Origin of the sequence: Tenacibaculum piscium, assembly GCF_021390755.1 — a bacterium.
In the GTDB taxonomy this organism is placed as follows: Bacteria; Bacteroidota; Bacteroidia; order Flavobacteriales; family Flavobacteriaceae; genus Polaribacter; species Polaribacter piscius.
Window position 1 is genome coordinate 415,567 of the sequence record NZ_JAJGWR010000002.1, and the last position, 24,095, is coordinate 439,661.

At 31.6% G+C, this 24,095-nt stretch carries 23 protein-coding genes; 11 read left to right on the plus strand and 12 right to left on the minus strand.

Annotated features, from left to right (window positions below; genetic code table 11):
• Nucleotides 1-10: 10 nt before the first annotated feature.
• A complete protein-coding gene (locus L0U72_RS05975) occupies nt 11-994 on the plus strand; it encodes an HlyD family secretion protein (RefSeq protein WP_101917521.1) in 984 nt (327 codons plus the stop codon).
• A gap of 4 nt (nt 995-998) precedes the next feature.
• Nucleotides 999-2,183 (plus strand): ABC transporter permease, encoded by a 1,185-nt coding sequence (locus tag L0U72_RS05980; protein ID WP_233898659.1) that lies wholly within the window; start codon nt 999-1,001, stop codon nt 2,181-2,183.
• An 88-nt stretch (nt 2,184-2,271) separates the two neighbouring features.
• On the opposite strand, the gene lgt is transcribed toward L0U72_RS05980, so the two are convergent.
• From lgt to cysS, 3 genes are read right to left on the minus strand one after another with little or no spacing between them, the layout of a single operon-like run.
• Nucleotides 2,272-3,099, minus strand: coding sequence for a prolipoprotein diacylglyceryl transferase (lgt, locus tag L0U72_RS05985; protein WP_101917525.1), 828 nt, complete (start codon nt 3,097-3,099; stop codon nt 2,272-2,274).
• 38 nt (nt 3,100-3,137) lie between these two features.
• Complete coding sequence (gene yidD, locus L0U72_RS05990) at nt 3,138-3,389, minus strand: membrane protein insertion efficiency factor YidD (protein WP_193706616.1); 252 nt, start codon at nt 3,387-3,389, stop codon at nt 3,138-3,140.
• Nucleotides 3,390-3,419: 30 nt separating this feature from the next.
• Complete coding sequence (gene cysS, locus L0U72_RS05995; protein WP_193700335.1) at nt 3,420-4,901, minus strand: cysteine--tRNA ligase; 1,482 nt, start codon at nt 4,899-4,901, stop codon at nt 3,420-3,422.
• Between the two features lie 213 nt (nt 4,902-5,114).
• Here cysS and L0U72_RS06000 point away from each other — a divergent pair, with 213 nt between their 5' ends.
• The 4 genes from L0U72_RS06000 (at nt 5,115) to L0U72_RS06015 (ending at nt 9,264) form a co-directional block, all read left to right on the plus strand.
• Nucleotides 5,115-5,456 (plus strand): tRNA-binding protein, encoded by a 342-nt coding sequence (locus tag L0U72_RS06000; protein ID WP_101917529.1) that lies wholly within the window; start codon nt 5,115-5,117, stop codon nt 5,454-5,456.
• A 19-nt stretch (nt 5,457-5,475) separates the two neighbouring features.
• Nucleotides 5,476-6,225, plus strand: a complete 750-nt coding sequence (locus L0U72_RS06005; RefSeq protein ID WP_233885110.1) for a phospholipase D-like domain-containing protein — start codon at nt 5,476-5,478, stop codon at nt 6,223-6,225.
• Nucleotides 6,226-6,274: 49 nt separating this feature from the next.
• Nucleotides 6,275-8,092 carry a DUF885 domain-containing protein gene (locus L0U72_RS06010; protein WP_233898660.1) on the plus strand — a complete coding sequence of 606 codons (1,818 nt, stop codon included), beginning with the start codon at nt 6,275-6,277 and terminating at the stop codon, nt 8,090-8,092.
• A gap of 269 nt (nt 8,093-8,361) precedes the next feature.
• Nucleotides 8,362-9,264 carry a TIGR01777 family oxidoreductase gene (locus tag L0U72_RS06015; RefSeq protein WP_233898661.1) on the plus strand — a complete coding sequence of 301 codons (903 nt, stop codon included), beginning with the start codon at nt 8,362-8,364 and terminating at the stop codon, nt 9,262-9,264.
• Between the two features lie 86 nt (nt 9,265-9,350).
• On the opposite strand, the gene L0U72_RS06020 is transcribed toward L0U72_RS06015, so the two are convergent.
• From L0U72_RS06020 to hemA, 9 genes are all read right to left on the minus strand, one after another.
• Nucleotides 9,351-10,679 carry a dihydrolipoamide acetyltransferase family protein gene (locus L0U72_RS06020; protein WP_233898662.1) on the minus strand — a complete coding sequence of 443 codons (1,329 nt, stop codon included), beginning with the start codon at nt 10,677-10,679 and terminating at the stop codon, nt 9,351-9,353.
• A gap of 213 nt (nt 10,680-10,892) precedes the next feature.
• On the minus strand, nt 10,893-11,795 hold the full coding sequence (hemF, locus tag L0U72_RS06025; protein WP_233898663.1) for an oxygen-dependent coproporphyrinogen oxidase: 903 nt from the start codon (nt 11,793-11,795) through the stop codon (nt 10,893-10,895).
• Nucleotides 11,796-11,867: 72 nt separating this feature from the next.
• The gene (locus tag L0U72_RS06030; protein WP_233898664.1) at nt 11,868-12,614 is read right to left on the minus strand and encodes an EI24 domain-containing protein; all 747 of its coding nucleotides are present in this window, start codon (nt 12,612-12,614) and stop codon (nt 11,868-11,870) included.
• 105 nt (nt 12,615-12,719) lie between these two features.
• The gene (locus L0U72_RS06035; protein ID WP_101917539.1) at nt 12,720-13,337 is read right to left on the minus strand and encodes a TlpA family protein disulfide reductase; all 618 of its coding nucleotides are present in this window, start codon (nt 13,335-13,337) and stop codon (nt 12,720-12,722) included.
• 29 nt (nt 13,338-13,366) lie between these two features.
• Entirely contained in the window at nt 13,367-14,392 is a 1,026-nt protein-coding gene (hemE, locus tag L0U72_RS06040; RefSeq protein WP_101917541.1) for a uroporphyrinogen decarboxylase, read from the minus strand.
• A gap of 124 nt (nt 14,393-14,516) precedes the next feature.
• Nucleotides 14,517-15,806 (minus strand): glutamate-1-semialdehyde 2,1-aminomutase, encoded by a 1,290-nt coding sequence (hemL, locus tag L0U72_RS06045; protein WP_233885097.1) that lies wholly within the window; start codon nt 15,804-15,806, stop codon nt 14,517-14,519.
• Between the two features lie 178 nt (nt 15,807-15,984).
• Nucleotides 15,985-16,950 (minus strand): porphobilinogen synthase, encoded by a 966-nt coding sequence (gene hemB, locus L0U72_RS06050; protein WP_101917543.1) that lies wholly within the window; start codon nt 16,948-16,950, stop codon nt 15,985-15,987.
• 97 nt (nt 16,951-17,047) lie between these two features.
• Nucleotides 17,048-18,655 carry a hydroxymethylbilane synthase gene (gene hemC, locus L0U72_RS06055; protein ID WP_233885094.1) on the minus strand — a complete coding sequence of 536 codons (1,608 nt, stop codon included), beginning with the start codon at nt 18,653-18,655 and terminating at the stop codon, nt 17,048-17,050.
• Nucleotides 18,639-19,907 (minus strand): glutamyl-tRNA reductase, encoded by a 1,269-nt coding sequence (gene hemA / locus L0U72_RS06060; protein ID WP_233862278.1) that lies wholly within the window; start codon nt 19,905-19,907, stop codon nt 18,639-18,641. Before hemA ends, hemC begins: the two co-directional genes overlap by 17 nt.
• Nucleotides 19,908-20,116: 209 nt before the next feature.
• Between hemA and L0U72_RS06065 the strand changes: the two genes are divergently transcribed.
• The 5 genes from L0U72_RS06065 to L0U72_RS06085 all read left to right on the plus strand — a co-directional run bounded on the left by L0U72_RS06065 (nt 20,117) and on the right by L0U72_RS06085 (nt 24,044).
• The gene (locus L0U72_RS06065; protein ID WP_101917548.1) at nt 20,117-21,019 is read left to right on the plus strand and encodes a helix-turn-helix domain-containing protein; all 903 of its coding nucleotides are present in this window, start codon (nt 20,117-20,119) and stop codon (nt 21,017-21,019) included.
• A 16-nt stretch (nt 21,020-21,035) separates the two neighbouring features.
• Entirely contained in the window at nt 21,036-21,551 is a 516-nt protein-coding gene (locus L0U72_RS06070; RefSeq protein WP_193700328.1) for a TrmH family RNA methyltransferase, read from the plus strand.
• A gap of 74 nt (nt 21,552-21,625) precedes the next feature.
• Nucleotides 21,626-22,636 carry a ferrochelatase gene (gene hemH / locus L0U72_RS06075; RefSeq protein ID WP_101917551.1) on the plus strand — a complete coding sequence of 337 codons (1,011 nt, stop codon included), beginning with the start codon at nt 21,626-21,628 and terminating at the stop codon, nt 22,634-22,636.
• Nucleotides 22,637-22,714: 78 nt separating this feature from the next.
• Nucleotides 22,715-23,404 (plus strand): LipL32 family surface lipoprotein, encoded by a 690-nt coding sequence (locus L0U72_RS06080; RefSeq protein WP_233897229.1) that lies wholly within the window; start codon nt 22,715-22,717, stop codon nt 23,402-23,404.
• A gap of 70 nt (nt 23,405-23,474) precedes the next feature.
• Nucleotides 23,475-24,044 carry a CopD family protein gene (locus L0U72_RS06085; protein ID WP_233885082.1) on the plus strand — a complete coding sequence of 190 codons (570 nt, stop codon included), beginning with the start codon at nt 23,475-23,477 and terminating at the stop codon, nt 24,042-24,044.
• The last annotated feature ends 51 nt before the right edge of the window (nt 24,045-24,095 follow it).

Sequence of the window (24,095 nt, forward strand, 5' to 3'; positions counted from 1 at the left end):
TCAAAAAAAAATGAATTTATTTAAAACTATTTTTATTGGAGCCACGGCATTAATATCACTTAATTCATGCACCAACAAGCAAACAATTACTCCATATAAAGGAAAAGTGAAGTTTGAAACCATGTCTATTAGTAGTAAAATAGCAGGGCGAATTGGCAACATATATGTAACCGAAGGACAAGATGTGAAAAAAGGAGATACCTTAGCTTTTATTGATATTCCTGAAGTAAATGCAAAAATGACGCAAGTAAACGGTGCTATAAAAGCTGCTAAAGGACAATTAAAAATGGCTTTTAATGGTGCCACAAAAGACCAATTAATTCAAATTGATGGAAAATTAAACGCAGGAAAAGCACAGTTAGAATTTGCGCAAGAATCTTTCAATAGAATGCGTGCAATGTATCAAGATTCATTAATAAGCCAGCAACAATTTGATGAAGTGAAAATGAAATTAAACATGGCAAAAGCACAAGTAACTGCCATAGAAGCAAAACGAAATGAAGCTAAAAATGGTGCCAGAACCGAGCAAATAGATCAAGCAAAAGGACAATTAGACCGTGCTATGGGTGCCAAGCAAGAAGTGCTTTCTGCAGCGAGCGAAAAATACATTATTGCGCCTACCGATATGTCAATAGAAACAATTAGCTTAAAGCAAGGCGAACTACTTTCGCCTGGTTACACTTTATTTAATGGCTATAAAAAAAGCAGTGTATATTTTCGTTTTACCGTGCCAGAATCAAAAGTATATAACTTTAAAACAGGTGCGCCAATTACGCTTATAAACCCGTATACAAAAGAAGAAATTCAAGGTAAAATTATCGCCATAAAACAGCTTGCTAAATATGCTGATATTACCAGTACCGCTCCTTTATATGAATTATCAGAAGCTATTTATGAGTTAAAAATAATTCCTTTAGATAAAAATATCGAAAAAACAGGTGAAAATAACGAGCAAATATTCTATCTAAATGCCACTGTTTTAATTAAAGAATAAAAGCATGAAAAAATTTATAAGATTATTAAAAATAGAGTTTTCACGCATCTTTTCGAACAGCGTGTTACTTGCTATTTTCTTTGGAGCGCCTATTTTATATGGAGTATTATTTGGTTTTGTGTATCAACAAGCAAAAGTAATAAACCTGCCGATTGTTATTATAGATCAAGATAACAGTCCAACAACTGACAAAATCATTGATGCTTTTAATGACAACGAAGGCTTAAAAATTAAAGATATAAGATATACGCCTGGCAATATTAAAGCAGAAATGCCAACCGAACAATATGTAGCTGTTATTACATTTCCTACAGATTTTGAGGCAGATGTTTTACAAAAACGACATCCTGAAGTACGTGTAGATTTGAATATGGCAAATATTTTAAACGCTAATACGGCTAGTAAAAATATTCAATCGGTACTAATGACTGTAAATGCAGGAATTGAAATTGAAGGACTTAAAAAACAAGGATTACATCCTGAACAAGCTATAAACGCTTACGAAAGTTTTAAAATAAATTTCAACAAATTATATAATTCAACAGGAAATTATGTAACGTTTATGCTTCCAGGATTGCTTGCTGGGATTATGCAACAAATTATATTTTTGGCAATGGCTTTGGTTTTTGCTAGAGATTTTGAAGATGGTTATTTTTCAAATTTAGTGAAAGAAAGTAAGTGGTCTTTGTATCATATTGTCCTTAAATCTACGCCTTTTTTTCTGATGATTCCTATTATGTGGACGGTCGTTAGCTTCTTTATTCCGTATTTTAATATTGATGCAGAAATTTATAGTTTTCCGATGTTAGTTTTAACTTTTTTAGTAACCTTATCATCAATGAGTATTGGAATGTTATTTTCTATTGCTTTTCAAAATCAATTAAAAGCAACCGAATTATTAATGGTTATTTCAACGCCCGCCTTTGTTCTTAGTGGTTTTACTTGGCCAACGATGGCGATACCAAATGCGATTTCAAATATTGCACAATATATTCCGCTTACTCAATTTTTGAGTGGCTTTCGAAAAATTGCCTTTTACGGAGGAAACCTAGCCTCTATTAAGCCTGAAATTTTAATGTTATTACTGATAAATTTTGTTGCTTTTTTTCTAATGATGGCATTACTTCAATATAAAATATTTTCGCACACTAAAAAACAAAAAAAGGTTTTAGATAATTTAGATGCTTAAATATCTTCAAAATTAAAACACTTGCGTAAAAAAACCTCCAAACTGTAATTTACAGCAACTTGGAGGTTTTTATTTTTTATAAAATAGCTTATTTTGATTTTCTAAACATCAACCAAAAACCGATTAAAACAAGTGGAATACTTAATACTTGCCCTGTGTTTAAAGAATTGAAAACCCAATCTTCTCTGCTATCAACTTGTGCTTTTTTCAAAAATTCAATAAAGAATCGCAATGACCATAAAACGACCATAAACAATCCAAATAAAAATCCTTCTTGCTTCTTTTTATCTGTTTTCCAATAAAAATGCCACAAAGCAAAAAACAACGCTAAATAACTAAACGCTTCATATAATTGCGTTGGATGACACGCCACAGTTTCTCCTGCTCTTTTAAAAATGACACCAAAACTACTTCCTGTTGGTTTTCCGTAGATTTCAGAATTAAAAAAGTTTCCTAATCGGATAAAAAAACCTGCCAAAGCAACGATAATTCCTACTCTATCTAGAATAAATAACCATGGTTTTTGCAAATGTTTTTTGGCGTAAAAATACAAAGCTATCGGAATACCAATCGCTGCTCCATGACTTGCAAAACCTGTGAAACCTGTGAATTTCCAAGAACCATCGGCTAATTGTTTCATCGGTAAAAATATCTCTAATAAATGGTTTTGATAATAATCCCAACTATAAAAAAACACATCACCTAAACGCATTCCTACCAACATCGATACGAATACATACATAAATAATGGATCTAATTTTTCGGCAGGAATGTTGTCATTTATAAAAATTTTCTTCATTAAATGAAGTCCTAATACAAATACGGTAACAAACATTAAGCTGTACCAACGAATACCGAAGCTTCCTATTTTTATAATTTCAGGGTCTAAATCCCATACGATGGATAAAAAATTCATGTATTATTTTATTTTATGTCATTACATTAAAACGACTATTATTTATTTTCTTTTTTTGACACAGGCTTTTCAGGCACTGGATCATACCCGCTTCCACCCCACGGATGACAGCTAAAAATTCTTTTCAAGGCTAACCAACCGCCGCTAAATAATCCATGTTTCTGCAATGCTTCTATGGTGTAACTAGAACACGTTGGAGAATATCGACAGCTTGCGGGTGTAAATGGTGAAATTGCTGTTTGATAAAATCGCACCAATAAGATAAACGGATAAGCTAAAATTTTCTTCAAGTTTTTATCTTCTTTTTAATGGCTATTTTCTTAATTGATAGAAAAACTTGTTCCGTCTTTTCCATCTTTTAATTGAACGCCTAAAGCTAACAATTCATCACGAATTTGGTCAGATAATGTCCAATCTTTATTTTCACGTGCTTCTTTTCGTAGCTTGATTAATAATTCAACAACACCATTTACTTTATCCGAAGAATTTCCTTGAATTGCTTGATTCATCAATCCTAAAACATCAAAAACAAAAGCGTTTAGAGTTGTTGTAAATTCTGATAAATCTGTTTGGGTTAAACTTGCGGTATTTTCTTTTATTTGATTGATTGTTTTTACAGCTTCAAATAAATGAGAAATTAATACAGGCGTATTAAAATCGTCATTCATGGCGTTATAACAGTCTTTTTTCCATTTCTGAACATCAAAAGTAGACGTATTTCCTGCTTCAATTTTTTCTAAGAAGTTTACTGCTTCCATTAATTTTGAATGTCCTTTTTCTGATGCTTCTAAGGCTTCTCCTGAAAAATCTAAAATGCTTCTATAATTGGCTTGCATATTAAAAAAACGAACGACACTTGCTGAAAAAGCTTTTGGTAAAATGTCATTTTCTCCTGATAAAATTTCATTTGGTAAAATAAAATTCCCTGTTGATTTTGCCATTTTCTGACTATTTAACAATAACATATTGGTATGCATCCAATAATTTACAGGCGAAACACCGCTACAGGTTTGCGATTGCGCTATTTCACATTCGTGATGCGGAAATTTTAAATCCATTCCACCACCGTGAATATCAAATTTTTCACCTAAATATTTCGTACTCATTACTGAACATTCTAAATGCCAACCAGGAAAACCATCGCTCCAAGGCGAAGGCCAACGCATAATATGACGTTCATCAGCTTTTTTCCAAAGTGCAAAATCTTGTGGGTTTTTCTTATCCGATTGTCCATCTAAAGTTCGAGTATTATGAATGGCATCTTCAATTTTTCGTCCTGAAAGGATTCCGTAATTACCCGTTTCATTATATTTTAACACATCAAAATATACCGAACCATTTACTTGATAGGCAAAACCTTTTTCGATGATTTCTTTAATCATTTCGATTTGCTCGACAATATGTCCTGTTGCCGTTGGTTCGATACTTGGTGGTAAAAAATTGTAGTTTTTTAAAACATCATGAAAATCAACCGTATACTTTTGTACCACTTCCATCGGTTCAATTTTTTCTAAACGTGCTTTTTTAGAAATTCTATCTTCGCCCTCATCGGCATCGTTTTCTAAATGCCCTGCATCAGTAATATTACGCACATAACGCACTTTATACCCCAAATGCAATAAATAACGATACACAACATCAAAAAACATAAACGTTCGTACGTTTCCTAAATGAGCATTGCTATACACGGTTGGTCCGCAGACGTACATACCTACGTATCCGTCGTTTACAGGTTTAAAAAGCTCTTTACTTTTTGATAAAGAATTGTATACTTTTAACTGATTTTCTTGATATAATTTCATACGAAAAATGACTATTAATAGGTGCTAAAGATAAGTAAAAGATAGGTATTTTATAAAAAATAATGAATTGGAATTTTAGTGAATTTTATGTTAAATAAAAACAAGATAATCGTTAATTATTTTTTTGATTCCTTGCCTTTTGAAACCTATTTTAGTTCTAAATTTACTTTTCTGTTTTTTCAGATTTTAAACAGGGATTCAAAAACAATATAAATGCAAAATAATACCTTAACTTGGCAAGATTTTATCAAAATAGAAATGCGTATCGGAACGATTATGAGTGCCGAAATTTTTAAAGAAGTGAAAAATCCTGCGTACAAAATGCAAATTGATTTCGGTGAATTTGGCATTAAAAAAACATCGGCACAAATCACCAAATTATATACGCCAGAGGAATTAATCGGAAATCAAATTATAGCGGTTATCAACTTTCCTAAAAAACAAATCGCCAACATGATGAGCGAATGTTTAGTATTAGGTGCCATTGGTGATAGCCACGAAATTTCTTTAATTTCTGCGGATAAAAAAATGAAAAATGGAACACGAATCGGATAAAATTACAACAACATAAAAAATGTTTATCAACAAAGCAACGTGTGATATTCACATAGGTAAAAGTGCTGGAAAAAACTTACTTAGTGATATTTACAAAGCCAAAAAATCAGTAAAAATTGTATCACCTTATTTATCTGCTTCTTTGGTTCGAGAACTCATCAAATTAAAAAATAGAAAAATAAATATCGAATTAATTACATCCGATACTATTGAAGATTTTAAAGGAGATGCAGACAAAAATATTCATCAATTAATCATTCAACATAAAAATAAAAACAACATTCCTAAAAAATGGCAGGCTTTTTCACAAATCATATTATTTAGTATTCTTGGAGTTGTAGCTACGATGCTATATGCTTTTTATCAAACCGAAGATGTAAGAATTGCTGTTGGATTTATCCCTATAATCATTTTACTTATTAGTTATATTTCTGTTCGAAAAAAAGCTAAAAAGAAACAGAAAAACAGGTATAAATATTCGCAACTTTTTCCTTTTAAAGTATATATGTCGCCTTACAAATCAAAATTAAGCGATTCTTTTATTCATAGTAAAATTTATATTATTGATGATAAAATTGCGTATTTAGGTTCGTTAAATTTTACGGTAAGTGGTTTTAAAAATAACTACGAAACAAGTATCAGAACTGAAGATTCTAAAGCAATTCGAGAAATTAAAAAAGAGTTTTATCAATTATTTAATCATTCGGATTTGCATGAAAAAGACATTCAACTTTGGGGAGCCGAATTGTATGAAACTACTAAAAAATAAATTTTAGAAAAAGTACAAAAACTAAAAAACATACATAAAACACAAAAAAATGACAAAATTATTTTTATCCATCAGCTTAATTGCGATCGCCACGCTTTTTACTTCTTGTAAAAAAGAAGAAAATAAACAAGAAAATCAGCAAAAAACACAAGAGAAAAGAACTGCGTTAAAAAACACCGCATTTACGAAAGTTTTAGAAGATTATAACCAAGGGAAATTCAACTTAAACCCGATTAATGCGACCAATGCTGGTGATAATCGCTTTAATGATAAATTTCCAAATAGTTTATCGGAAGCGTATCAGCAAAAAAATAACGCTTTTTATACTGATTTTAAAGCAAAAATACTTGCTTTTAAGGAATCGGATTTAAGCGAAAGTGAGCAAATGAGCAAAGCCGTTTTAGTGTGGGATTGCGATATGGCACTAGCACAAAACAGTTTTAAGAATGATATTTTAATGCCGATAAACCAAATGTGGACGGTCAATTTAACGATGGGAACTTTTGCAAGTGGTAGCGGTTCACAACCTTTTGAAACCGTAGAAGATTATCAAAATTGGCTAAAAAGATTAAACGGATATCATATTTGGTTAGAAAATGCGATGAAAAATATGCGTCAAGGAATTGCGGAAAACTATGTGTTACCAAAATCTTTGGTTTTAAAAATAATTCCACAATTCCAATCATTGGCAGAAAGTAATATCAAAAATCACTTGTTTTATACGCCGATAAAAAACGTACCAAATACTTTTTCAGATGCTGATAAAAAAATAATAACTCAAGATTATGCAAAAATTTTAGAGGCTAAATTAATTCCTGTTTTTAAAAAAATGTACACTTTCTTAAAAACAGATTATTTAAAATCTGGTAGAAAAACCAGTGGAATTGATGCGATTCCAAATGGAAAATCATATTATGCACACGCCATTAAAAATTACACGACTACCGAAATGACTGCTGATGAAATTCATGAATTAGGATTGCGTGAAGTGGCACGTATTTTATCAGAAATGGAAAAAGTAAAAAAGGAAGTAGGTTTTACAGGAAGTTTAAAAGATTTTTTCAATGATGTTCGTGATAATAAAAAATTAATGCCTTACAAAACGCCGAAACAAATTATTGCTAATTTTAATGCGATTCATGCTAAAATGAAACCGCAATTAGCCAAATTATTTGGGAACAAACCCAAAACACCTTTTACGGTTATGCAAACCGAAAAATTCAGAGAAGCATCGGCAAGTGCTGAATATAATGCGGGTTCATTGGACGGCACACGTCCAGGTGTTTTTTACGTACCAATTCCTGATGCTACAAAATACAATGTATTTATGGACGAAGCATTATTTTTGCACGAAGCCATTCCAGGGCATCATTATCAGGTTTCATTAACGCAGGAAAATGATGATTTACCAGATTTCAGAAAAACCTTATGGTACAGTGCTTATGGCGAAGGTTGGGCGTTATACACGGAAAATTTAGGAAAAGAATTGGGTTTATATAGCGACCCTTATCAATATTTTGGAATGTTGGGTATGGAAATGCACCGAGCAATTCGTTTGGTTGTTGATACAGGGATTCACGCCAAAGGTTGGAGTCGTGAGAAAGCCATTCAATATTCGTTGGATAATGAAGCGGAATCTGAAGTGAGTATTATTTCAGAAATTGAGCGTTATATGGCGAATCCAGGACAAGCGTTATCGTATAAAATTGGTCAATTAAAAATTAGCGAATTAAGAGCAAAAGCGAAAAAAGAATTAGGAAATAAATTTGATATTCGTGAATTTCACCATCAAATTTTAGAAACGGGTTGTATTCCGTTGGCGTTGTTGGAAGATAAAATCAACAAATGGATTATTGCGAGTAAATAAAAAAATTAGAACTATTATAAAAATCTCTTCTGAAATTGAGGAGATTTTTTTTTGGAGCTATTTCCCGCTTTCCGCACTCGCTCTTTTTTTTGAAGAAAAATCAAAAAAAAGGAGCTCAAACAATTGCTTCAATCGGGGCTAAGCTTATTTACTAAATTTCGTTTTTCACTATTTATTCATTTTTTGTTTTTTTTATTTCTTTAAAAAGTTTATTTTAATAGATTTTAAGAGCATAAAAAAATCTTCATATTAAATTAATCATAAAAGCAATGACAAAAGCAATGACAAAAGTATTAATTACAGGTGGTACAGGTTTGGTAGGCAACAAATTGCAAGATATTTTTAAGCAAAAAAGCATTGATTTTTCGATTTTGACAAGAAATCCGAAGAGAGTAAATGAATTTAAGTGGGATATTTCACAAAAATACATTGATAAAAAAGCGTTTGAGAATGTTACACATATTATTCATTTAGCGGGTGCAGGAATTGCTGATAAACGCTGGACATCACAACGAAAAGAAATTTTAATTAATAGTCGAGTAGCTTCTTCTGATTTACTTTTTGATACTATTAAAGCATTAAATATTCGGTTAGATGGTTTTATATCGGCATCTGGAATTGGCTATTATGGCGCAATTACTTCGAATACAATTTTCACCGAAACTGACGTTCCTCAAAATGATTTTATTTCAAAAGTATGTGTTGCTTGGGAGAAATCGGCAAATCAATTTACGGAATTAAACATTCCTGTTACTATTTTGCGAACTGCTGTGGTACTTTCTAAATCTGGCGGAGCTTTATCAAAAATAAACACGCCTTTATTTTTAGCATCTTTAGGAAATGGCACGCAATATATGCCGTGGATTCATATAGATGATTTATGTAATTTATATGTAAAAGCTATAGAAAACAGACAATTTACAGGAATTTATAATGCGGTAGCTCCTGAACATCAAACGAATAATAGTTTTACAAGAACACTTGGTGATATCATTAAAAAACCGATTTTTCCATTAAATGCCCCTGCTTTTGTATTGCAAATTATTTTAGGCGAAATGGCGGATATTTTATTAAAAGGTAGTCGAATTTCTGCTAAAAAAACAGCGGAAAATTATACGTTTAAATATCCTGAATTAAAAATAGCTTTGGAAAATATTTATCATCAAAACTAAATTATAAATCAAAAACTAGCAATAATTAAAACAAGGGACTTTGTAATTAAAGTCCCTTGTTTTAATACTTAATTTTATTATTATCTCTAAAAATCTTGATTTACATCCCAAGCTTCTAAAATTTCTTTTAATGTTTTGATAAACATCCCTCCTAAAGCGCCGTTTACAACTCGATGATCGTACGAATGACACACCATCATTTTTTGACGAATCCCTATAAAATCGCCTTCTGGCGTTTCAATAACTGCAGGTTTTTTCACAATCGCTCCTAAGGCTAAAATCGCTACTTGCGGTTGATTGATAATTGGCGTTCCAGTGATACTTCCAAAACTTCCTACATTGGTAACTGTGTACGTTCCGCCTTGAATATCGTCTGGTTTTAACTGATTTCCACGAGCTTTCACAGCCAGATTATTTACCTGTTTAGTGATGCCAACTAAACTTAATTGATCGGCATTTTTAATAACTGGCACGATTAAATTTCCATCAGGCAAAGCTGCTGCCATTCCTAAATTAATATTACCTCTTTTGATAATTTTATCGCCATCAACAGCAATATTTATCATCGGATGTTTTTTAATTGTTTGCGCTACGGCTTGCATAAAAATTGGCGTAAATGTTAATTTTTCACCTTCTCTTTTTTGATATGCATTTTTAACTTTATTTCTCCAAGCTACAATATTAGTTACATCAATTTCTATGAAAGACTGCACATGTGCTGATGTTTGTACAGAATCGACCATATGTTTTGCCACTAATTTGCCCATGCGGGTCATGTCGATAATTTCGTCTTGCCCCGTTAAAGTAAGTGGTACTGATGGTTTTTTTGTAACTTTTGGCGTTTCAACTTTTACTGATTTTACGGTATTTTGTACGGTATCAGTTGCTTTAATTTTATTTTTTCTATCTTTTAAATAAGATAAAATATCTGTTTTGGTAACTCTGTTTTCTTTTCCTGTTCCTTTTACGGTTTCCAATTCTTCAAGTGAAATTCCTTCTTCTTTGGCGATATTTTTCACTAAAGGCGAATAAAATCGATCACTCTCGGAAGTATCTATTGTTTTAGAAACGGTATTTTTAGCTTCTGAAATTGTTTTTTCTACTGCAACGATAGCTTTTTTAGTATCTTCTCGTTGATTTTCATCCTGATTTTCTTGATGATTTTCTTGATTTCCTGCTATTTCAATAATTGCAATCGTTTGACCAACTTGCACAACGGTATCTTTATCGAATAGAATTTCAACTAAAGTTCCTTCCACTTCACTTGGCACTTCACTATCGACTTTATCGGTTGCTACTTCAACAACGGTATCATCAATATCAATTGTATCTCCAATTTCTTTAACCCAAGACGTGATAGTTGCTTCTGCAACACTTTCTCCCATTTTCGGTAATTTCAATTCGTATCTAGCCATAGTATCCGTTTTTTTTAAGGTACGCAAAGTTACTAAAAATCGAGCATTTTTTTATATTTTTAATGATTTAAAAAAAAGTTAAATTTACCAATTATTGAATTATTATCAGAAATAATACAATAAAAAAATACTTATCACACAAAAACTATTTTAAAAAGCATTAAAATTACACATTTATCATCAAAAGTGATAATCAATAATTTATGATACTGGTTATACCCAATTTTTAGGTGTTTTTAAAACATGTACTAATTTCGCTTCTTCGCTTCCTTCTTTTGGATGATGATCGTATTTCCATTGCACAACAGGCGGTAAACTCATCAAAATACTTTCTATGCGTCCGTTTGTTTTTAGCCCGAATAATGTTCCTCTATCGTGTACTAAATTAAATTCTACATAGCGTCCTCTTCGTATTTCTTGCCAATCTTTGTGTTCTTTTGCATAGGGAATTTCTTTTCTTTTTTCGACAATTGGCACGTATGATTCTAGAAAACTATCTCCTATTTCTGTTACAAAATCATATCTATTTTCGATTGAAAACTCAGGAGTTTCTTTTAAATAATCAAAAAATAAACCTCCAATTCCACGAGCTTCTTCTCTGTGAGTATTCCAAAAATAGTTATCACAAGTTTCTTTAAACTTCGGATAAAAAGCAGCATGATGTTTATCACAGGCTGTTTTACAAACGCTATGAAAATGGGTTGCATCTTGTTCAAATAAATAATACGGTGTTAAATCTTGACCGCCGCCAAACCATTGTGTAACGATGTTTCCTTTTTCATCATACATTTCAAAATAGCGCCAATTTGCGTGTACTGTTGGCACAAATGGGTTCTTCGGATGCAACACTAAACTTAATCCACAGGCAAAAAAATCACCATTTTTAACGCCGAATTGTTTGCGTAATACTTCTGGTAATTCTCCAAAAACTTTTGAAATATTCACACCGCCTTTTTCAAAAATAGTTCCATTTTCGATAACACGAGTTCTTCCACCACCACCTTCGGCACGTTTCCAAGTATCTTCTTGAAATTTTGCACTGCCATCAACTTGTTCCAATTTTTCGGTTATGGTATCTTGTAATTTTTCTATGTATTTGTAAAACTTATCTTTCATTTATGGGTAATTCTTGATTATTTATACTGAATTTATCGCTTAACTTAACACTAAATTTTGATGCAAAAATACTTATTCTAATACTTCTTTTAACTGAATTTTCTTAATAGTTTCGGTTGTTGCAGCAGTTACTGATAAAGGCAATACTAATAGTACACCAACAAATGGAATTAATAAAAACAACATAAATACGATTCCGTTTCCAATAGCGAGTCCTTTATTTTTGTTTACAAAATTGATGCTTTCTTTGTATTTAAAATGACGTTCTAAAGTGTAATCTACATTTCCAAAACCTGCGTAATACGCCTGCATCAGAAATAATAAAATGGTAAATATAATTCCAACAAAAGGGATTAGACTAAGCAATAAAATGGGAATTGTAAAAAATAATTCTCTCGATAAATTACGTATATTTATTCGAATTCCTCTAATTAATTGTTCCTGAAATGATGTTTTTCGATGTCCGTGTATTGCTGGATTTAAATACGCTTCAATTTTTTCTGATACAGGACTCATAAAAGGAGCTGATAACGCCATTACAATATGTTTGTAAAGTATCAACCCGATAAGTAAAATTGATAATCCACTTAAAAAAGTACTAATCATTTCAAAGGTTTCTTTGCCAAAATCCCATTTCCAAAAATTAGCGATATAATGTCCAATATCATCTGATAAAGCGTAGGCTGAACTTGCGATTATAATGGCAGTAAAAACACTTATTAATATCGGAATTGTAAAATATTTCCATAATTTCAATTTTGATATTAATTGAAAAGCTCCGAAATAGGCTTTAATAGCTTCTAATATATTTTTAATCATTTCTTTTTTTATATTTTTTATATTTCGACTAAATTAAAAAACCTCTTTCTAAAAAGAAAGAGGTTTTAAAGTATTTTAACTATATTTTCAATGTATTATCAACATTTATTTGATTACAGCTTTAATAAATTCATCTAATTCTTGTTCGTTGATTTTATTAACTTCATCCCAGCCCATTTTTTTGGTTGGTGATAACGCTCCTCTTTTAAAATCTAAAATTCTTTTGTTATCTGTAATTAAATATGCTGATGGATAATCTAGTTTATGAATAAATCCTGCTACTTTTAAGGAAGATCTATTTTCTAATTTTTCTTTGGAAGGCACTAAAAATATTCTTTTATCAAGTTTTTCTGCCATTCTGGTAACCCCTTTTTCTAAATCTGAAAAAAGCATGATAAACGTTACTTTACCATCATATTTTTCGACCATTTTATTCAATGCTGGAATTTCTCCCCAACAAGGCGCACACCAAGTGGCTGCGGCAAGCAAAACGATAGGTGTATCAATAGCATCAGTACTTATGGTTTCTCCTTTAATTGATGTGAAATTATAATTAGAGATATATTTATCTTTAATACAATTATATACTACATCGTCTAACATTGCAGCGTCATTACTTGCTGTAGAAATACACTCTTCAACAATATCTTTGTAATAAATTCTCTTTTGAGAAAAGCCTTGTGTTGCTAGCAATAAAGTTAATATAAGTACTATTTTATTCATTTTTAATAATTTAAAAGGGAGTTACAGTTTTAAACCTTATACTCTTTTACCGCATCAATAAATGCTTTTGCATTTTCAAGCGGAATGTTAGGTAAAATTCCGTGCCCTAAGTTAACAATATATTTATCTTTACCAAACTCATTTATCATTTGGTGTACCATTTTTTTAATTTCAGCTGGTGGCGACAATAACCTTGAAGGGTCAAAATTACCTTGTAATGTAATATTTCCACCTGTTAAATAGCGTGCATTTTTAGGAGAACATGTCCAGTCAATTCCTAGAGCTGCTGCGTTAGAATTTGCCATTTTATCTAAAGCAAACCAACATCCTTTTCCAAAAGCGATTACTGGTGCATCGTCTTTTAATGCTTCTATTATTTGATTAATGTATTGCCAAGAAAATTCATGATAATCGGTTGGTGATAACATTCCTCCCCAAGAGTCAAAAATTTGAACAGCATCTACACCTGCTTTCACTTTTGCTTTTAAATAAGCAATTGTGGTTTCTGTAATCTTACTTAGCAATTGGTGTGCCAAAACTGGTTTTGTAAAACAAAATTCTTTTGCTTTATCAAAATTCTTCGATCCTTGCCCTTGTACAACATAACATAAAATGGTCCATGGCGATCCTGCAAAACCAATTAAAGGAACCTCATCGTTTAACTTTTCTTTGGTCGCTTTAATAGCTTGCATTACGTAGTCTAATTCTATATTTACATCAGGAACAACCACGGTATCTAATCCTTTTTGATCTCTAATCGGATTTGGTAAATACGGTCCAAAATCTGGTTTCATTTGAACTTCGATATTCATTGCTTGTGGAATCACTAAAATATCAGAAAATAAAATAGCGGCATCCATACCAAATCTTCGGATAGGTTGTACAGTAATTTCTGATGCTAATTCAGGAGTTCTACAACGGGTAAAAAAGTCGTATTTTTTTCTGATTTCAATAAATTCAGGTAAATAACGTCCTGCTTGACGCATCATCCAAACTGGTGGACGATCAACTGTTTCGCCTTTTAATGCTCTTAAAAATAAATCGTTTTTTATCATTTTTATACTTTTTTACTTTTGATAATTCTTTATTTTTCAGATTTTTAATAATTTTTTAAAAGATAATTTTCATAAAATCATCAAAATATCATCAAAAAAAATTAACAAATAGTTATTTTTTTATTTACATTTTAGAAACAGCTTCCATTGCTTTATCAATCGCTTTTGCTATTTTTTTAAGGTCTTTTTTTGTTAAAGCGGATGCTAAAAACCATGCTTCAAACTGCGATGGTGGTAAAAATACGCCGTTTTTAATCATTGCCCAAAAGAAGGTTGCAAATTTCTTGGTGTCTGATGTTTGCGCTTGTTCAAAGTTGGTTACAGTAACATTTGTAAAGAAAGGGTTTACCATCGAACCGAATCTGTTCACGGTAACATCTACCTTATATTTACTTGCAGAACTTAACAGAAACTCTTCAATAACTTGTGCTGTTTCGTTAAATTTATCATACGGATTTTGTCTTTTTAATTCTGTTAAAGTAGCAATTCCTCCTGCCATTGCAATCGGGTTTCCACTTAACGTTCCTGCTTGATACATCCCTCCTAAAGGGGCAACTTCTTGCATAATTTCGTTACGAGCTCCGTAAGCTCCTACAGGGAAACCACCACCGATTACTTTTCCTAAACACGTAATATCAGCGGTTACGCCTAATAATTCTTGTGCGCCTCCAAATTTAGAACGGAAACCTGTCATTACCTCATCAACAATTAACAACGCTCCTTTCGATTCTAAGTATATTTTTAGTTCTTTTAAAAAGTTTGTATAAGGCACTACAACGCCCATATTTCCTGCAATCGGTTCTAAAATAACACCTGCGATATCGTCATGTGCTTCAAAATGTGCTTTTACACTTTCTAAATCATTATAAGTTGCGATTAATGTATTTTCTACGGCACCTTCTGGAACGCCTTTACTTCCTGGTAAACTCAAGGTTGCTAAACCAGAACCCGCCGCAACTAATAACGCATCTTGATGTCCGTGATAACATCCTGCAAATTTTATAATTTTATCTTTTCCTGTAAACGCTCTAGCCAAACGGATTCCACTTAAAACGGCTTCTGTTCCTGAATTTACAAAACGAACTTTATCCATTCCAGGAAAAGCATCACATACTATTTTTGCTAATTTAATTTCATTTTCTGTAGATGCTCCAAAAGAATAGCCATTTTTCAAGGCTTTTGTGATGGCTTTTTGCACTTTTTTATGACGATGTCCTAAAATCATCGGTCCATAAGACAATACTAAATCGATATAGGTATTATTATCAACATCGGTAATTTTACTTCCTTTTGCTTTTTTGATAAACAACGGATTTCCTCCTACTGATGAAAATGCTCTTACAGGAGAATTTACAGCTCCTACAAGGTTTACCAATCCTTTTTTATATAATTTTTGTGATTTTTTAAATTCCATTTTATAGTATTTTAATCTCTATTCTAGTATTTATATGCTTTTTATCAAGCAAAAATGTATCAAAAAGCTATTAAATAACTTCTCGATACAATTTTTGTATTTATAATACGTATCTATAAATCTACGATATATGACAATCTTATCTTGTCATAATATTATTATATTATCGTGTATCGTATTATTTTCTATTCAGAACTTTGGCAGCTTCTTTGGCAAAATACGTGATAATAATATCAGCTCCTGCTCTTTTCATTGACAGCAAACTTTCCATCATTACTTTTTCGCCATCAATCCAACCTTTTTCAGCGGCAGCTTTTACCATCGCATACTCACCACTTACATTATAACAGGCAATTGGTCGGTCAAAATTATTTTTTAAATCTCTAATAATGTCTAAATATGACAATGCTGGTTTTACCATTAAAATATCGGCTCCTTCTTGGTCATCAAAAGTTGCTTCACGCATTCCTTCATCTCTATTTGAAGGATCCATTTGATAGGTTTTACGATCACCAAAAGTTGGTGCAGAATCGGCAGCATCTCTAAAAGGCCCATAAAAAGCTGATGCATATTTTACAGAATATGCCATAATTGGCAAGTTTGCAAAACCTGTATTATCTAAACTTTCTCTAACCATGGCAATTGTTCCATCCATCATTCCTGAAGGCGCAACCATATCGACACCTGCTTTTGCGTGTGAAATTACTTGTTTGGCTAAATTGACCAAAGTGGCATCATTATCAACATCGTTATCATGGATAATTCCGCAATGTCCGTGGGAAGTATATTCACAAAAACAAACATCGGTAATTACGTATAAGCTTGGGTAATTCTTTTTGATAAAACGGATTGCTTGTTGCATAATTCCGTTGTCATTCCAAGTTTCTGTTCCTTCATCATCCTTTTTAGCAGGAATTCCGAATAATAAAACAGCAGGAATATTTAAGGCGACTACCTCATCTAATTCTTTTGAAATTCTATCTAAAGAAAAACGTTTAATTCCAGGCATCGAAACAATTTCTTTTTCGATATTTTCTCCTTCTTCAATAAATAAAGGATAGACAAAATCGTCTACGGATACTTTTGTTTCTTTTACTAATCTTCTGATTCCTTCGGTTTTCCTAAGTCTTCTTGTTCTAAACATAATTTTAGTACTAGTTTAAAAACTATTTTATTTTATATAAAAAACGCAGTCGAAATGTCTATTAAAAAAACCTCTTGACTGCGTTTTAGTTCATTTTTTATGCTTTTATAAAATGTGCATTTACTAATTCGAGTACACTTTCTACGGATGGTAATTTTGCAACTTGTACGTTTTCAAAATGCTTTCTAGCTTCTTTTGCGGTACTTTCACCGATACAAAAAGCGATTTTATTTTGAGTATTTCCAATATTACTCTCCGCATTTCCAATTACATAACTTTCCACTGTTGATGGGCTATAAAACAACACGCCATTATTATTTTCATCAATTTTAGATGGGCTTAACATTGTTTTGTAGGCTTCAATTTCGGTTACTGATATTTCGTTTTCTTTTAAGATATTTGGTAAGGTATCTAAACGTAAATCGCTACAAAAATAGGTTACTTTTTGTCCTTTTATTTCTTTTGATAAATAGCTTGCTAATTTCTGGGCATTTCTTTCTGATTTAACAACCTTCCCTATTTTTTGTTCGATTAATTTTTTAGTTCTACGCCCAACACAATAGATATTTTTGAAGTTTAATTCATCCGCAGTAAAAGAATTTGCGATTGCTTCCGCTCCATTTTGACTGGTAATAATTACATTTTCAATTTCATCTTTGATAACTTTAGGCGAGATTCTATTAAATCGAATTTTGATAAAATCACTATCTTGAACAGCAACAGATTCGTTTACTAATTCTTTTTGAGTTTCGGATAATTTTTTAGTAGAATAAATAGCGAATTCTTTTTCTTCGACTATTTGTTTTTTCATTAATTCCTTTCCTCCTTTATTGATGATATAATCGGCACAATCTTTTGCTAAAAAGCGATGACGGCCTACTTTCGCATTTTTGGTTACAGATATTTTCTTTTTTCCGTCTTCGCTTAGTAGTAATCCTTTAAAGTTTATTTCTTCAGTTTTAGGATCAACATAGGCTAACGCTCCGATTGGTGCAGTACATCCGCCTTCTAAAAGATTTAAAAATTCACGTTCGATACCTACACAAAGTTGGGTTTCATAATGATTTAATTGTTCACAAGCATCTTTAGAGAAATCATCATTATCAGAAACGGTAATCATGATAGCACCTTGTGCTGGCGCTGGAATCATCCATGAAAGGTTAATTGCTCCTTCTGGTCTTTTACCTAAACGCTCTAATCCTGCGGCAGCAAAAACAGCTCCATCCCAATCATTTTCTTCTAATTTTTGCAAACGAGTATTTACGTTTCCTCGTAAACCAACTACTTTATGTGTCGGATAACGATTTAACCATTGTGCTTTTCTACGCAAACTTCCTGTTGCAATAACACCGTTTGGCTGTCCGAAAAACTCTTCATTATCTTTTAAAACTAAAATATCGTTATAATTGGCACGTTTCAAAACAGCTCCCTGAATAATTCCTTCAGGTAAAACGGTTGGAACATCTTTTAAAGAATGCACGGCGATATCAATTTCACCACTTAACATGGCAAGATCAAGGTTTTTAGTAAAAACACCTGTAATTCCTAACTCGTGTAAGGGAGTATCTAAAATAAGGTCTCCTGTTGATTTTATGGGAACTATCTCACATTCATATTCTAATTCTTCTAGTTCTTTACGAACTTTATTTGCTTGCCACATAGCCAATTGGCTATCTCGTGTACCTATTTTAATTGTCTTCTGCATGGATAGTTTCTAAAGTTGCACCAAACACTTTTGCCATTACTTCGATACTTGTATTTATCGAAGTTTCTTCGGTTTTTAAGTGTTTTACAAATTGTGTAGTTATTTTCTGAATAAATCTAGAAGTAATTACTTCTGCTTGCGATTCATCAAAGTTTTTTATTTTTTTCTTATGAAAAGCAATTTCATCTTGTTGGATGATAATTAACGATTCTTTTAAGGCGGTGATTGCGGGTGTAAATTTGCGATGACTTAACCATTCTTTAAACTCATTTTTATGAGTTTGTATAATTTTTTCAGCTTCGGGTATTTCTTGCTGACGAATGGCTAAAGTTTGATCGGTTATTTTTGATAATTCATCAACATTTACCAAGGTAACGTTTGGTAAATCTGCTACTTCTTTCGATACGTTTGCAGGCATTGATAAATCGAGAATTAAAAGTTCGTTATTGGTTAAAACGTGTTCTCTTTTAATGGTTGCTTCGGATGCTCCTGTCGATACAATTAATACATCAGTATTGGCAATTTCTTTGTTTAAGTTTTCGAACTTGGCTTTTTGAATAGCGGGATGTTCTTTTACAAATTCAATAGCTTTCTCTTCGGTTCGGTTGATTAAACGAACCGTTTTATTCTGTGTATATTCTGCTAAATTTTTACAGGTATGCTTCCCCATTTTCCCCAATCCGAAGACTAAAATATCTTTTAAATTATAATCGGGTAAATTTTCAATAATATATTGAACCGCAGCATACGAAACAGAAGTTGTTCCTGAGCTTAGTTTCGTTTCATTTTTTACACGCTTGCTTGCTTGCATTACATGGTTTAATAGACGTTCAAAATAGGCGTTTACCGTTCCCACTTCTTTAGCTAATTTAAAAGCTTGACGTAACTGACCAACAATTTCGTAATCTCCTAATATTTGACTATCTAAACCAGTTCCCATTCGAAATAAATGTCGAATAGCATCGTTATCTTTATAAACATTCGAAACGGCTGCAAATTCTTCAATTGCTCCGTTTGAGTATTTACACAACAAACTAATCAATTGAAAAGGATGTGCTGCAAAACCCATAATTTCGGTTCTATTACAGGTTGATAATACAAAAATACCATCAACGCCATTTGATTTGGCTTCTTCTAAAAGTGCTACTTGATTTTCTTTAGAAATACTAAATTTACCACGTATAGTTGCATCAGCTTTTTTATAACTAACACCTATATTGTATAAATTCTTATTATGTTTATCTGCTGTCATTCAGTTTTAGTCAATAAGGTCAAGCAAAAGTAAAAAGATTAATTATAAAAAAATGTCGCTCAAAGAACTTTTAATGTCGATAGCTGTTTTTTAGTATAAAAAGAGCCATAAAACACAGATAAAGTGTATTTTTGCACTAAAATCAACTATGGAGAACACTTCAATTTAGAGTCATTCTAAATAAATTGTTTTTAATTATATTTTGACTCATGCCAAAAAACATCGCAGAAAGTACATTTAGAGAGGTCGTTTTAGAAAAGGGTTTTTTCGTGTTAAAATTTCAGAATAACACCGAAAAAACACAGTTTTATAAAAGAGATATTGATAACTCTTATATACAGTTACATTATTGTGTTAAAGGAAATTGCAAGTTTCATTTTAATAACACGAGCTACACCTTTAATGTGTTAGATAAACAGGTTATTTTTTTGTATAATCCACAGCAAAACTTACCTATTAATTTAGAAATCTTACCTAAAACAGCTATCGTTTCTGTTTTGATAACTATTGAAAAATTTCATTCTTTATTTTCAAAAGAAGCCAGTTATATTCCTTTTTTAAGTGATAATAATAAGCATAAAAAATATTATGATAGTACTGCCATTAGCCCGAATACACTAATGGTTTTACATCAAATTTTAACGGCAAAGAATCATAGTTCTATGAGAGATCTTTACGTTAGAGGAAAAACATACGAATTGTTAAGTCTTCATTTTGATACAGGCGAAAATACCGAAAATGAATATTGTCCGTTTTTAGTTGATGATCGAGATGTTTTAAAGATAAGACACGCCAAAGATTTTATTATTTCTAAAATGAGTGAACCGCCAACCTTGCAAGAATTAGCCTGTGAAGTTGGTTTAAATCTAAAGAAATTAAAAGAAGGTTTCAAGCAAATATATGGCGATACCGTATACAGTTTTCTATTTGATTATAAAATGGAACACGCTCGGAAATTATTAGAAAGTAATCAATTTAATGTAAATGAAGTTGGTTTACAGGTTGGTTATAGTGCTTCTAGTCATTTTATCGCTGCTTTTAAAAAGAAATTTGGTACAACTCCAAAACAATATGTAATGTCTTTACAAGCAACTCAAAAGAATCAAAAATAAAAATAAAAAGTGAAGAATGAAACAACTTACGCATTACGATATCGAAAATAAACAGCAACAATTCCCGATAACCATTGTTTGCGATGCCATACGAACTCCCGAAAATATCGGTATGTGTTTTCGTATTGCAGAGAGTTTTGGCGTTCAAAAAATCTTTTTACATCAAAGCTCGCCATCTACCGAAAATAGAAACGTAAAACGTACCGCTAGAAATACCATTACTCAAATTGAACACGAAGTTTATGATGATTTTAATATACTAATTAAGCAATTAAAAGAAGAAGGAAATACAATTATCGGTATCGAAATTGCCGATAAAAGTGTCGCTATTCAAAATTTTGATTTTACATCCAAAGAAAAAATAGTATTACTTTTAGGAAGCGAACGAAATGGTATCGAAGATATTAATAATGTCGATGCAACTGTCGCAATTCCAATGTACGGACGCAATTCATCAATGAACGTGATTCATAGTTTAAGTATCGCATTATATGAAACAACAAATCAATTAAAGAACATAAAAAACAATTAAATTTAGTTGAAATTTAATTAATTTTAAAAGAAAAGGTAAAAAAGTAAAAAATAAAATACGTAAAAATAAAAAAGATGAAAGGAGCTTTATTAGTAAATTTAGGATCTCCAGAAAGTACCGATCCTAAGGATGTTAAAAAATATTTAGGAGAATTTTTAATGGACGAACGCGTAATTGATGTTCCGTATTGGTTTCGTTCATTTTTAGTAAAAGGAATTATTTTAAACACCAGACCTAAAAAATCAGCCGCCGCTTATAAAAAAATTTGGTGGAAAGACGGTTCACCATTAATTGTTTTATCGGAACGCTTGCAAAAAAAAGTACAAGAAAAAACCGATATTCCCGTAGCATTAGCAATGCGATACGGTACAATGACCATCAAAAAAGGACTCCAAGAATTGCACGATAAAGGTGTTACCGAAGTGTTACTAGTTCCGTTATATCCGCAGTTTGCCATGGCAACTACCGAAACAATCGTCGTATTAGCCGAAGAAATTAGAAAGGAATTTTTCCCTGAAATGAAAATTACCGATGTTCCTGCTTTTTACAAAAAACCTGAATATATTAACGCCTTAGCAAATAGCATTAAAGATTATTTAGCCGATAAAGAATACGACCATTTATTATTCTCATATCATGGTGTTCCTGAACGTCATATTCGTAAATCCGACATTACAAAAAGTCATTGTAAGATAGATGGAAGTTGTTGTAATACGCCATCAAAAGCACATGAGTTTTGTTATCGTCATCAATGTTTTCAAACGACAAAAAATGTAATTTCAGCCTTAAATTTAGATCCAAAAACTGTTTCAACATCGTTTCAATCTCGCTTAGGTGTCGACCCTTGGTTACAACCTTATACCGATAGAACAATTGTTAAAAAAGCCGAAAAAGAAGGTATTAAAAAACTCGCTATTGTAACACCTGCCTTTGTTTCTGATTGTTTAGAAACTTTAGAAGAAATTGCCATGGAAGGAAAAGAAGAGTTTTTAGAAGCTGGTGGCGAAGAATTTCACACCGTTCCGTGTATTAATGACAATGAAGAATGGGTGACTGTTTTAACCAATTGGATTCGTGAATTTTAAAAAAATATTTTTGTTAGGTAAAATTATTTAATTGATTAATTTTATTTACATTTGGTCTAACTTAATATAAAAAACACAATGAAAAACATTAAAAAAATTGTTGCCTCTGTTGCTATCGCAAGTATCGCATTAGGTAGTGTAAATGCTCAAAAAAAACTAGGAAGTTTTGGTGGTTTAACACAAAAAAATCTAGGATTTAAAAAAGTTAGATTACCTTATACAGATGTTGTTTCTTACAAAGGTTTTGTAAAGCCTGGAAATGAAGATGAAACTAGAGAAGGAAAAAAATTCTATTACTTATATGTTTGGGTTCCTGCTATTGCTCCTGAATTAGGTGTAAGAATGGTATCTCCTGTAGGGAAAAACAAAGCTAAAAACGCAATTGTTTCTGATGATTTTGAAGCAAATAAAGATTCTAAAGATTATTTTGATACTTACATTACTTTAGAACGTTCAAGTATTGTATCAAAAAATAGTATTTCAGAAAGTAACGTAAAAAGTGCCAAATGGTTTACGCTTGCTAAAAATGATGACAGTAGTGAAATGCCTAAACTTCCTAGCGGATCTAAGTATAACTCATTATTAAGATATAAAAGTAAAACAGGAGATCCTTTAAAAGCATTAACTGTTGGTTTATATAGAATTGGTTTTACAACCTATAAAAAAGGAGAGGTTAAAGGTACTTTTTTAGCTCAAATTGGAGCACCTGTAAAATTACCTGGAATTCTTGTTGCTAAATCTATCGCTGAATTAAAAAAGCAAATGTAATTTTTATTTAAAAAAAACATTAAATTTGAGGTCTTAAAACATAAAGTTTTAAGACCTCATTTTTTTTATTATGGATTTTTTATACATAAAAGCACTGCATATTATTTTTGTAGTTACTTGGTTTGCGGGTTTATTTTACGTTGGTCGTTTATTTATTTATCATGTAGAAGCCGAAAAAAAAGACGAACCTGCCAAGGAAATTTTGCAAACACAATACAAATTAATGACCAAGCGTTTGTGGTATATAATTACGTGGCCATCTTTATTTCTAGCAAGTTTTTTTGCTTTTTGGATGCTTTTTGTAAACCCTAGTTATTTAGAAATGCCTTGGATGCACGTTAAATTATCCTTTGTTTTGGCATTGTATTTTTATCACGGATTCTGTCATAAAATATATAAAGAATTACAACGTAATGAAATTAATTACACGCCTACAAAGCTTCGAATCTTTAACGAAGCACCTACCGTAATTCTATTTGCCGTTGTCTTTTTAGTGGTCTTAAAAAATGCCGTTAGTTGGGTTTGGGGCGTTACAGGTATTATTCTTTTTGGCGTATTATTGATGCTCGGTATTCGATTTTATAAAAGGTTAAGAATAAAAAAATCATGGGACACAAATGAAGCTAAAACTAAAAAATAATTAATTAAAGATACTCTAAATTAGATATTTAATTATATTTTCGTTAAAATA